The sequence below is a fragment of the Microcoleus sp. S13C4 genome (assembly GCF_036700865.1).
GTDB lineage: Bacteria > Cyanobacteriota > Cyanobacteriia > Cyanobacteriales > Microcoleaceae > Microcoleus.
Genome location: NZ_JAUBPS010000014.1, coordinates 71,816 through 83,947 on the forward strand (window position 1 = coordinate 71,816; position 12,132 = coordinate 83,947).

11 protein-coding genes, 1 tRNA gene and 1 pseudogene are annotated in these 12,132 nt (G+C 44.2%); 7 read left to right on the forward strand and 6 right to left on the reverse strand.

Annotation, left to right across the window (positions count from 1 at the left end; genetic code table 11):
* Positions 1–38 precede the first annotated feature (38 nt).
* From QT996_RS08615 to QT996_RS08640, 6 genes are all read left to right on the forward strand, one after another.
* On the forward strand, positions 39–1,562 hold the full coding sequence (locus tag QT996_RS08615; protein ID WP_333045846.1) for a carboxypeptidase M32: 1,524 nt from the start codon (positions 39–41) through the stop codon (positions 1,560–1,562).
* Between the two features lie 337 nt (positions 1,563–1,899).
* Positions 1,900–2,076, forward strand: a complete 177-nt coding sequence (locus QT996_RS08620) for a hypothetical protein (protein WP_333045848.1) — start codon at positions 1,900–1,902, stop codon at positions 2,074–2,076.
* Positions 2,077–2,082: 6 nt separating this feature from the next.
* Positions 2,083–2,346, forward strand: coding sequence for a hypothetical protein (locus QT996_RS08625; protein ID WP_333045851.1), 264 nt, complete (start codon positions 2,083–2,085; stop codon positions 2,344–2,346).
* The gene (locus QT996_RS08630) at positions 2,330–2,728 is read left to right on the forward strand and encodes a glycosyltransferase (protein ID WP_333045853.1); all 399 of its coding nucleotides are present in this window, start codon (positions 2,330–2,332) and stop codon (positions 2,726–2,728) included. Before QT996_RS08625 ends, QT996_RS08630 begins: the two co-directional genes overlap by 17 nt.
* A gap of 752 nt (positions 2,729–3,480) precedes the next feature.
* Positions 3,481–4,191 (forward strand): peptidoglycan-binding protein, encoded by a 711-nt coding sequence (locus QT996_RS08635; RefSeq protein ID WP_333045855.1) that lies wholly within the window; start codon positions 3,481–3,483, stop codon positions 4,189–4,191.
* Between the two features lie 216 nt (positions 4,192–4,407).
* Positions 4,408–4,489 (forward strand) — tRNA-Leu (locus QT996_RS08640).
* A gap of 950 nt (positions 4,490–5,439) precedes the next feature.
* Here the strand turns inward: QT996_RS08640 and cas12k are convergent.
* Entirely contained in the window at positions 5,440–7,368 is a 1,929-nt protein-coding gene (gene cas12k / locus QT996_RS08645) for a type V CRISPR-associated protein Cas12k (RefSeq protein WP_333045856.1), read from the reverse strand.
* A gap of 56 nt (positions 7,369–7,424) precedes the next feature.
* Here cas12k and QT996_RS08650 point away from each other — a divergent pair, with 56 nt between their 5' ends.
* Positions 7,425–7,853, forward strand: a complete 429-nt coding sequence (locus QT996_RS08650; protein ID WP_333045858.1) for a MerR family transcriptional regulator — start codon at positions 7,425–7,427, stop codon at positions 7,851–7,853.
* Between the two features lie 3 nt (positions 7,854–7,856).
* Here QT996_RS08650 and QT996_RS08655 read toward each other — a convergent pair.
* The 5 genes and pseudogenes from QT996_RS08655 to QT996_RS08675 all read right to left on the reverse strand — a co-directional run.
* Positions 7,857–8,021: pseudogene (locus QT996_RS08655) on the reverse strand (IS5/IS1182 family transposase); the annotation flags it as partial.
* A gap of 135 nt (positions 8,022–8,156) precedes the next feature.
* Positions 8,157–9,620, reverse strand: coding sequence for a class I SAM-dependent DNA methyltransferase (locus QT996_RS08660; protein WP_333045859.1), 1,464 nt, complete (start codon positions 9,618–9,620; stop codon positions 8,157–8,159).
* 19 nt (positions 9,621–9,639) lie between these two features.
* On the reverse strand, positions 9,640–9,789 hold the full coding sequence (locus QT996_RS08665) for a hypothetical protein (RefSeq protein ID WP_333045860.1): 150 nt from the start codon (positions 9,787–9,789) through the stop codon (positions 9,640–9,642).
* A 42-nt stretch (positions 9,790–9,831) separates the two neighbouring features.
* Positions 9,832–10,434 (reverse strand): hypothetical protein, encoded by a 603-nt coding sequence (locus tag QT996_RS08670; RefSeq protein WP_333045862.1) that lies wholly within the window; start codon positions 10,432–10,434, stop codon positions 9,832–9,834.
* A gap of 23 nt (positions 10,435–10,457) precedes the next feature.
* Positions 10,458–12,131, reverse strand: a complete 1,674-nt coding sequence (locus QT996_RS08675) for an AAA family ATPase (RefSeq protein ID WP_333045864.1) — start codon at positions 12,129–12,131, stop codon at positions 10,458–10,460.
* Position 12,132: the final 1 nt, after the last annotated feature.

Consider the following 12,132-nt stretch of genomic DNA (forward strand, 5'->3'; position numbering starts at 1 on the left):
CAACCGTTGTAGGCAAAACAGCACCATAAACCCCCATCATGCAAACCCTAGACAAAACTCAAGCAAAATTTGCTCAATTGGCAGCCCACCTCAGAGAAGTTAACGACATCGAATCAGTATCGTCGCTACTGCATTGGGATCAAGCAACCTATATGCCTGCCAAAGGTGCAAGTGCCAGAGGTCGCCAGTTGGCTACTCTCAAACAAATATCCCACGAAAAATTTACCGATCCAAAAATAGGTGAACTCCTAGAAGACTTGCGTTTCTACGAACAAACCCTCCCCTACGACTCCACCGCAGCCAGCCTGATCCGCATAGCCCGCAGAGACTACGATCGCGCCGCCAGAGTCCCCGCAACCTTCATGTCCGCACTGTGCCGCCACCAAGCCGACAGCTACGAAGTTTGGGCAACAGCCAGGGCAGCCAACAACTTCGCAGCCGTCGAGCCGTATCTCGAAAAAACCCTAGAATTAAGCAGGCAATACGCTGACTTTTTCCCTGGCTACGAACACATCGCCGATCCGTTGATCGATCGTAGCGACTACGGCATGAAAGTATCTCTGCTGCGCCCGCTTTTCGCCAAACTGCGTGAAGAATTAGTGCCGATAGTCGAAGCCATCACCTCCCAACCTCCCGCCGACGACTCCTGCTTGCACCAAGACTTCCCAGAATCCCAGCAACTAGAATTCACCCGCAAAGTCGTAGAACGCATGGGGTACGACTTCCAACGGGGACGGCAAGACACCACCCTGCACCCGTTCATGACCAACTTCTCCATAGACGACGTGCGAATTACCACCCGCGTCTATGAAGACCACCTGGATCAAGCACTGTTCAGCAGCATCCACGAAGCTGGACACGCCCTCTACGAACTCGGAAATTCCCCGGAATTTGAAGGCACCCTGCTTGCAGGCGGCATTTCCTCCGGCGTGCACGAAAGTCAGTCGCGACTTTGGGAAAATTTGGTCGGGCGCAGCCGCGGTTTTTGGGAATGTTTTTACCCGCAACTCCAAGGCGTATTTTTGCGACAGTTGGGACACGTATCCACTGACGCATTTTACCGGGCAATTAACAAAGTCTCGCGATCGCTCATCCGCACCGACGCTGATGAAGTAACCTACAACCTCCACGTCGCTATCCGCTTTGACCTAGAATTGGCAATGGTAGAGGGAAAACTAGCAGTCCGAGACCTCCCCGAAGCCTGGAACGAACGTTATAAAACCGACCTCGGCGTTGTCCCCGCTACGGATAGCGAAGGCGCGATGCAAGATGTTCACTGGTATGTTGGTACGATCGGCGGAATGTTCCAAGGTTACACCCTCGGCAACTTGATGAGCGCTCAATTCTACGAAACAGCAGTAAAAATCAATCCTGAAATTCCCGTAGAAATAGAACAAGGCAATTTTACCGTACTCCACGACTGGCTAAAACAAAATATCTATCAGCACGGCCGCAAATACACAGCCGTAGAATTGATCGATCGCGTTACAGGTTCACCTTTAACTATCGATCCATTTATCCGCTACATTCGCCACAAATACGGGGAGTTTTATGTCATTTGAGGGATAGCAATGTAAAATTGCAGGCTTTTAAATTACCTTAAAAAAAACAGGCGATACTAACTTGTATCGCCCCCTCTTAGAGCGAATATCAAAGAAGATATAAAATTAAGAGGCTACCTATGTCAGAACTCTTTCAGGCTGTTATTGCCAGCGACGAAAAAACCGACTTGCGACAGTTGACCAGCGATTTGCGCGCCTTGGAGAATAAATATTTACTACGAAACGATATAGATATAGTTAACACTTTTGTTGCCTACTGCACCAAATACGAAAAGCCCGAACAGTTTTATCAATCTTCCCTAAATTCAACGTCGTGCCGCCGGGAGTTAACGAAAGTGTGTACTTTCCCTACCCGCGGATCGAAGACCGGGTGCAAGGCAATCGCGATCGGCTCAACGAATTGCTGTTTACTCTAGAAGACCCGGAACAAGTCTTTGGAAAACTCGACGACCCGCACAAGCGCCCTTTATTTTCGATGGCCAGGCTCGATCGCATTAAAAATATGACAGGCTAAGCAGAATTGTTTGGAAAAAGCCAGGAATTACAAGAAAAATGCAACTTAATTCTAGTTGCGGGCAAGCTGCGGGTCGAAGAAACCGAAGACTATGAAGAAGCCGAAGAAATTAAAAAGCTCTACGCAATTATCGACCAATACAACCTTCACGCTAAAATTCGCTGGCTGGGAGTGAGGCTTTCCAAAAGCCTGTCCGGCGAAATCTACCGGGTAATCGCTGACACCCAAGGTATATTTGTTCAGCCAGCCTTATTTGAAAGCCTTATTTGAAGCTTTCGGCTTGACAATTATCGAAGCAATGATTACAAGTATTCCCACTTTCGGGACCCAGTTTTGTGGCCCGCTGGAAATTATTCAAGATGGCGTAAATGGGTTTTATATCAACCCGACTAACCACCAGGAGACTACCCAAAAAATTCTAGATTTTTTATCTAAATGCGAACACAATCCCAACTCTTGGTATGAAATTTCAACGCGCGGAATTGACCGATTTTACAGCACATATACCTGGAAAATTCACACTACCAAGCTGCTGACTCGGGCGCGGACTTACGGTTTTTGGAACTACTCGTTCAAGGAAAACCGCGAAGATATGCTCCGCTACATAGAATCGCTATTTTATCTGATTTACAAGCCGAAAGCGAAGGCTTGATTGGCAGAACACGCCAGCCGATAACTGCCGAGTTTTGCTTTTTATAGCAATCCTTGCAGGAGTCGTAAATTTTTGACCCCACCCCAACCCTCCCCTTATCAAGGGGAGGGAGTAAGAAATTCACAAATGATGCGAGGATTGCTATATATCAAATCCGTTGGTATCGGAATTATTCATCTCTCTCTTCCCTTTCTCTGTATCCTCTGCGTCAAGAGGGGTTTAATAATTCCGATACTACCGGAGTTGATATTACGGGGGGATTAAAGGAAAAAGCTTCGCCTTTCATAGCTCAACTTTGTACAAAAGATGCCTCTAACGATTTGTGAAGGACGGCTGGTTTTGTACCATAAGACTGAGGCTAAAAGATGTGGTTTATACGAAAATATGGGCTTTGGTAACAAAACATCTCGGAATCAACCGGGTTTATTAGGAATAGTGCGAACCGGCCCCTACTTCTAACAGGTAACTTCCAACTAGCAACTTCTGAGTGCTGGTGTCCCCATTGCCGAAATTTTAGAGACCGGGGCAGATATAGCAACCGCACCAGAAGGTTAGACCTTTCTTAATGGCTCAAACCAATGCGGTCTATTACCCCTTTTCTCGGAATTCTTGTTACCCGATCGCGAAGTGAAAGGGCCTTGTTCCTTCTTCCTTTTGCTATATGTTTCAGAAAGCAGTCCGGGTAATACAATTAGATTTAGAAACTTGAAAATAGCGAAACCTTGTCAAACCTCACTAACAGGATGAAATTTATGCGTGTGACTACTGTTACGATTTTCAGCTTGATCGCTCTGCTCGCTCCCGGCTTAACTCGAAAGGCAACTGCTGCTTTCGAGTCCCAACCCTTGGTGCAGGAACAGTACCGCAGAGACTTTACGGCTCCCGCCGATCCGGGTGCCTCAGCATCGCCGGAGGGAAATTCCCAAGGAGATATGTTTAACAAGCCTTTTTACGCGGGCGAGCAGCCGCCAGTGAAAAAGGAAAAAACTATCTCGGCGGGAGCTGACGGGCCAGAAGTTGCAGCCATACAGCAACGGTTGCAGGTGCACAATTTCAAGGTGGGGACGATCGACGGTTCCTATGGCTCTCGCACCACATCGGCTGTGAGCGCCTTTCAGGAGTCTAAGGGGTTGAAGGCAGATGGCATCGTGGACAAAGAAACTTGGACAGCTTTAGCAGCAGATCCGGCACCAGCTCCTGAAGCTGTGCAGAGCAATGCTCCAATTCTGAGCAATGCTGCTGTTCCCGGCAATCCTCCAACTCTTCTAAATAAAGGCGCTGTCGGTTCCAAGGTGAAGACGCTACAGGTGCGTTTGGAAATACAGGGTTACGATCCGGGCCGGATCGACGGCATTTTTGGCGCTCGCACTGCTATGGCTGTCAAGAATTTTCAGCAATTTAAGGGTTTGACGGCTAACGGCATGGTGGACGAAACAACCTGGAAAGCGCTGGGCCAAAAGTAAGTGACGAGTGAAAAATACGGAAAATTGCTGTGGCCATAACTCATGATTGAACCCGGTGTCCAACAATGACCGGGTTTCTCGATGTTGGGCGATCGAGCAATTTGGTCATTAGCCTGGGAATTTATCCGTGGGTCGCTTCCTTCAATCTAAAATCTAAAATCTAAAATTGATTGACCGATCGCTCTATTGTGTGCTATAGTAATTGAATGTCAAAATGCGGATATGGCGAAATTGGCAGACGCGCCAGATTTAGGTTCTGGTTCCGAAAGGAGTGAAGGTTCAAGTCCTTTTATCCGCATAGCAAATTGTATTCCCAAAGCAAAAACCCCACCCGGTGTCGAGTGTCAAATTATTTGTCCGCGTTGACAGATTGCTGTCCGTTTGACAAATTATTTGTCCGCGTTGACAGATTGCTGTCCGTTTGACAAATACAAGGTACTTTTATAGACGACTTTGGTTACGAGAGTAAAAAAGAACTTGAACCTTCTTTCAACCCACCTACAACCATCGCAAAAACCCGATGGCTTGCTGCGATCTCTTCAGTCGCAATAATAGAACTTTCCACCCACCCCTAGTCGGGAGGGTCGTTGAAACTCTACTACTGGCGATCGCATCAAACTCGTCGAAGAACTTTTAACCCACCCCTAGTCGGGATGGTGATTGAAACCATCGTTCATTAGTTTTGCCTCAGTCACATACCAATCTTTCAACCCACCCCTAGTCGGGATGGTCGTTGAAACTTGCAACCTTTACCCGCAACGACTGGAGCTTCTACTTTCAACCCACCCCTAGTCGGGATGGTCGTTGAAACTCACTTGAGCTTAAACCCTTACCTGCACGCTAGTTCCAGAAACAATTTCGTAAGCTTCGGAAACTGTCGTAACTTGTCGGGTTGACCATCCCAGAAAAAGCCCAAACTTAGTCTGGCTATCAATTTCAGAAGATTTGTGAACCTCTTGGGGATTTCGCTCCCGCTTGGATTCACGAAAAAAATAAGGTGGGTTCCTCCTTGGTCGGAGGTGATTCAGTAGCCACCACTGCGGTAAACCCGCACCCTTATTACTGGGGGCGCACCTAATTCCTGTCCCCAAGGGACAGCAGCATCGGGGTGGGCAGCTACCAGGGCCAGAAAGCAAGACCATGTTCCTATAGTCAAACTAACCCTCATTTATCACTGTTCAGAGGCTTTTGCAAGCATGACCAGCGGCGCTATTTACTATTCTAGTTTCAAGGTTCGGGCATTGTCAATTAAGCTTTAGAACGTAAGTCATAGGCTGCGATCGCCAACTCTTCCGCCTTGTCCTGGGGACTACCTCGAACTGGCTGCTGCCCCTGTTCGATCGCAATGCCAAGCTTTTTTGCCTGAGTCTGAATGCAGTCGATTAATCTGCCGTAACTCCACTGATTAACACTGACGCGATATTGTTTGGCATATTTTTGCTGTCCTTCTATAAATTCTGGGCATTTTTGTTCCGCCAAGGCTTGAATTTCGCTTTGAACTATTTCCCGCATATCGCCGAGCTTGGGTAAAACAATGCTACCAGCTTTGTATTTTTGCGCGATTGCTACAATCTCTTTAGCTAGTAATCTGTCGATATATTCACCTAACTCAGACTCTCCAAATTGATCGAAAGCGCCTCGTCTTTGGGCGTTTTGACGTTCATGGGATGACGAGTGTTTTGCTTGGCGTTGTCGGTTAAGCAATTTGTAATTCTCGCCGAGTAGCTGGCGGATGCTACGGTAGGTAATAACTTGGTGCGCGATCGCATCTACTACGGCTACGGTTGCAGGTTTCTCCAAGCCTAGACTAACGCCCACTAAAATGTTACCTTGACCCTTATATAAAGGTTGGCTGGGACGGGGGAAAGGATTGTTGATTCTAGCTAAGCTGGAATTTCTGCCTTTGATAAAGGCTTCTTGCTGTTGAGTTAGGTCGCTTTTCTCTTTGGTTCTGGTGAGGATTTTAGCGATTTGGGTAGCTTTTTCTTCTTTTACCTGTTTTGTTCCTTCGGCAGTCCACAGGCGGGTATCCACAGAACAGTAGAGGGTTAAATGGTGAAGGTTCCACGGCTCTCCTTTCCCTTCTCCTTCTTGCCATGCAAGGTTACTACTACGGAGAGTAAACAAGGCGCTGGAATGTTGATCTTTGCTGTTTTTCTTAATTTCTTGGTCTGCTAAAAATCGTTGGAACCAGTGCAAGTGGCGTTGGTCGCAATAGACTTGAAATGTATGTTCGCCTAAGCCGCTAAATTTAACACAGAGACGACCTGAAACCTTTTTAAACCAGGTCAGGTCTTCGTTAGTTTCATAAATGACCGGAAATGGCACGAGGCTAAATCCTTTGAGTAGATTATCTTGCCAAGATTTAGCTTGAGCTTCGTTTTGGGGAACGCAGGATGTAGCTTCGGCTAATGTCTCCAACCATCTAGTATTGGTCAAATCTCGACCTTTGGGAATTCCAGCAGTTAGCTTTTCTGTGAGGCGTTGAATCTGAATTTCGACTTTGCGGCGACGTTTGCTAAATTTCTTTTGGTCTTCTTCTTTATCGTTGATTTGGCCGCCATTTTTGAGTAGGTAGCTGATGGCGCATAGATTCAAAATATCTGCTGTATTGCGATAAGCATCAAATAAGATGTTAGATACATTCGGCTTGCTATCTAAGGCTTTGGATTTTTTCGTTTTTTTACTTTTAGCTTTTGGTGGTTGAGATGCAACCGAGTCGGACTGGGGGGTTAATTGAGCCAAAATTTCAGTAGCTTTGCTGCGGAGATTTTCTAAGGTGACACCGCTACTTTCTACGAGTTCGGCATCGCTTTTGAGCATTTCTAGCCAGCGGATTTTCCCTTCTAGTTGGTATTGCAACCGCTTCATCACTGCTAACCATGCTTTATAGATGTAGTCCACAACAGTAATGGCACTGAGGTAAAACCGTCCAGGTTGACTGATGAAACGGGGATCGGTTTTGAGGGGCTGACACAGTTGTTTGACTGTACCGCTGGGAAGTTTGCCTTTTTGTCGCCATGTCTCGAAGTCGGGGTGATTGGCTACGAGAGCCAGTAGTTCGTTAATTAGGGGCGTGTTTTTGTCTGCCATCAATTCCCAGAGTTGACGGCGGGTGGGCTCGTTGGCGATTAGGCGACACTGGATGGTGATTTGACTCATCGCTGTTGTTAACATTAATGGTTCAATACTAACATAAATGTATAAATCAGCGCTCCTGTAGAATGAGTTTCATGGAAGAGCGCTTTTTTACGAGTAAGCAGGCGGCTGAGATTGCAGGCTGTACGTTACGTCAGTTGCAGTATTGGCGTGAGAGTGGGATGGTTGTCCCTGTGATTACGGAAACGGGGACGGGGAGGAGTATTTACTACTCTGAGGGAAATTTGGTTGAGTTGGCGGCGATGGTTTATTGGCTGTCGGTGGGTTTTACCTTTGAGGTGGCGCGGGAAGTGCTGAAGACGCTTAAGGAGCAGTATCCGGGGCTTTTGAGCGATCGGGAGCAAAAACGGTTAATTTTTGTCAAAGAATCACAGGAAGGAGCGGCTAAGTTGGTAGAGTTCGATGTGGAAAAAGTAGTAGCAGCTTGGGCTGAGGGTAAGTTTGTAGTGCCGGTTTGGTTAGATGTGATTTATGGGCGGTTGCGTGAAAAGGTGAAGGGGTAGAGTGCTTGCCATAGACAGGGCAAAATTTTGAGCGTATTCTACTTCAAATTCCGACCACGGTATTAGTTGAGCCATCATCACCCAACGGTTGTCTGAGGCTAATTTTCCCCCGTGAGGGAATTCAAAACTTTCTGGTGCGGTGCCGCCGGGGTCAACTTTTCTATACACTCTGGTCAACGGTGGTGCAAGGGTTATGTACTATTTTAGCTGTTTCTCTTGCACTTGCGGTTCGAGCGCGCTATCATCTAGGGCCTGCTGTGTAAACCTTTAGCTCATTATTCAGCAAGCCCTAGTTAGATATCATTACATCAACAACCTGAAACTGTTCAATGCTGCTTCTAAATTTTCAGCTATTGTTGATGCTAGTTCGTCTGGTTCTGGTAAGTTATCAAGATCAAGCAAGCTCTTATCTTTCTGCCAAAAGATATCTAGGCTCGTTTTGTCTCGCGCCATAATTTCTTCATAGCTGAATTTACGCCAAGAACCGTCAGGACTGTGTTCTGGATGCCAAGTTTGCATACGTTCATGGCGCTTTAAGGGGTTATAGCATTGGATAAAGTCTTTCAAGTCTTCAAAGCGTAAGGGTTTCTTCTTGAGAGTGTGGTGAATATTAGTGCGATAATCGTAATACCACACATCTTTAGTCCAAGGGTCTTTACGAGCAGGTTTATTGTCAAAAAACAGCACGTTTGCTTTTACGCCATGTGCATAAAAAATGCCAGTAGGTAAGCGTAGAATGGTGTGTAAATCAGTGTTTTGTAGCAACTTTTTGCGTAAAGTTTCCCCTGCGCCTCCTTCAAAAAGCACATTATCTGGCACTACTACCGCCGCTTTACCATTGGTTTTTAGCATAGTACGGATATGCTGCACGAAGTTTAGCTGTTTGTTGGAAGTAGTAACCCAAAAGTCCTGTCGGTTGTAGGTAAAATCATCTTTCTCCTGCTCACCTTCTTCGTTATTAGCAGTGATACTACTCTTTTTGCCAAAGGGAGGATTGGCTAGCACATAGTCAAAGGGTTGTCCAGTATCTGCTGCTAATGAATCATTGGGAGAGATAGTTGGCTCAATATCAATCTCACCGATGTTATGCAAGAGCATATTCATTAAGCACAGGCGGCGCGTGTTGGGAACAATTTCATTACCGTAGAACGTTTTATTTTTGAGAAACTGTTTTTGTGACTTATCAAGTGAATGATGGTTAACTATGAAGTCATACGCAGCTAGAAAGAAACCACCTGTACCACAAGCAGGATCAGCAATAGTTTTTTTTGGTTCTGGACGGACACACTCAACCATAGCTTTGATCAATGCTCGTGGTGTAAAATACTGCCCTGCGCCCGATTTAGTATCCTCAGCATTTTTTTCCAGGAGTCCTTCGTAGATATCGCCTTTGACATCTGCACCCATTGTCACCCAAGCTTCGTTGTCAATCATGTCAATTACACGAGACAACATTGCTGGGTCTTGAATCTTATTCTGGGACTTAATAAAAATATGAGCGAGCATTCCTTTTTTCTGCCCCAGTTCACGCAAAAGCTCAATATAGTGACCTTCAAGTTCTGCACCACGTTTTGTTTTTAAGCTTTGCCAGTTATATTTAGCGGGAATACCAACGTCGCGGTTATAAGGCGGCTTGGCATACTCATCTGCCATTTTCAGAAAGATGAGATAGGTGAGTTGTTCCAGGTAGTCACCGTAGCTCACACCTGCGTCTCGTAGAACATTGCAGAAGCTCCAAATTTTGGCAATGATTTGTGATGTTGTCATTTGCAATATTTTTATATCTTTACTCAATAACTAACTGAATCCATTCTAAATTACGTTTGCCTGCTATATAACGTTCGGCAAATAATGAAAATTGCGCTTTTATATTTATAGCATCTTTGAGAAATTTTAACTTCTTTTCAAACCTATCAATTGCTTCCTTATCTCCCACAGCAATTTTTTGGAAATCGTATTCAGCATCGCTTATAAAATGTTATAAGATATGGGCTAATTTTTTTCTCTCTTCAACTATTTCGCTGTGATGCAAATGATAAAGCTTAATCGATTCTTCTACTCTATCCCGGTCAATTTGATTTGCTGAAGTTACAGAGCATGGAGTTCCATCATCATTAAAGTCCAATAGCTTAACATCTGCTTCCACACAAGGATCTAGCAATTTAGGTCTTTCGTAAACTTCATCACCGGGTTTATAGGCTCTTTTATTCTCGTCTATTAGTGGGAAATAGTTGCCTTTTCCACCTAATCTATTATTATTTCCCGAATCCTTGCGGCGTTTATTACAATATCCACATGAGTATCTATAGTTTGTGTAATTAAAAGCTAGCCATCTATAACCATCATGATCAGGCTTTACGTTACAAACCTTCTTTTTAGGTCGAAAATGCTCAACATCTTTATCAGAACGGGACTGAATTGCTTCACAATACCAGCATTTTTTACCAACAAGCTTTTCTAGCTCAGGCTTTAAATCCTGCCAAACTTTACAAAAATCATCTATGTCTGCACCTTGATCAACTTCTCTAGTTGCTTTTTGAGAGTTAGCTAACCACTCATTAGGCAGTACAATTGAATCCATATTTATGTAGCGCATACAATTTTTTAGGAATCCTTATTCTTTGACATAATTTTTTTCATAAGCTCTAATGCTACCTTACGCTGATCTTCTGTAGGTAAAACTTCTTTTGATCTTTGTTCTTCTAAAGCTTTTTGATAATCATGACGAGCGCGAAGATATTCTGTAAATAATGGATCTCGAGCTTCATGTCGGAAGCCATAGCTTTCTAACTCATCATTGAGTTTTTTTAACTCTTCTTTTCGAGTATTGTCTAATGGAGTTTCTGCAAGTGACAATTCTCTTTTACGAGCTAACAAACTCAATGTATAATTGTCAAGTGAGGCTGGTAAATCGAACATATCACTTGTTAAAATACCTGCATACCCCATACCGCGTGGGTCTTCTTCTGGTGGGCTAACATTAATCTCCAGGTTATCCATATTGCGCTTAAGAATTTGTACTTGTTCCTTAACTAACTCAGCGATTGCTAATGGATTGTGCGTAGTTAATAGTACATGAGTTGTTTCTTGGTTGACATCTCCCATCCCCACAAATTGCTTTAAATAATCTAGGTATTTTACACTCCAAACTGGGTTAAGGTGAGTATCAGGTTCGTCAAGCAAAAATAGGCTTTCTTCTTCGGCTGTAAAGCGGAGCAAACCTAAAACTGTTAAAAGTTGCTGTTCGCCTTCACTTAGCTCTCGGAATGTAACTGAGCCATCATTTTTCCGCAGCTTAACTCGAATTCTTACCTCTTCAATCAATTCAGAAACATAAGTGCTTTCTATGTCACGAAAAAATTCTCTAGGATGTTTTTCTCCTACAAGCTCTCGCAATGCCTCCATATCCTTAACATAGAGATATAAAAATTCTATACTCTTTTTATTCCACAAAGAAGCATCAACACGACGTTTAATACGAATTGGGGCTAATGAAACATCGTAAAGTCGAGCTAAAAAATCACTGACTACACCTCGTGCATTCCAAAAACGAGGATCTCCAACTTTAGAATTCCAGGGCGGTTGGCGTAATACAAACAAAACTGAGTCAATACCGCTTTCTGGATCTAAACCTAATTGGTTATCTAAAAAGTTACGAACAATGTTATCTTGCTGAATAATGAACGCAAGTAATACAAATTGGCTATGTATCGGCAGTGCATAGAATAATCTCCTTAGTCCAGGCTCTTTACCATTGCGAAGAGCTTTGTCATAATCCGCTAAATACTTACGAAAAACTTCTTCCATACGTGAACTATGGCCTGAGTAATAGCCAAAGATGTACTTTGGTAAGTATTGCTCTTTGTCTCTCATAAAATGACTTATAACAATTTGCTTACCCCAGTTCTTAGTTGAATTTTCAGGCTCATCTTCTAGCAAGGACATTTGAACCAGGTTTGTAGGTTGTTCGCTATCACTAATAGGTTTTACATAGATTTTGTAAGCATCCTTAACCCGCTTTTGATCTGCATCTATATAGATAGAATTGCCTCTGCAACGATATGCAATACGATAGGAAAAAGACGGTTTGTTTTCTTCTTTATTCTCGTTACTGCCTACTATTAGATCGCGAAATAGGGTTGCTAGTGCTTCTAGTACATTGGATTTCCCCGTACCATTCCAACCAATAACGACAGTTACCCAATGACCCTCATCGAAATTTATCGAGACATCGCGCAAGTTTTTAAATTCGCCAATCCATAACCGATCTAGACGCATA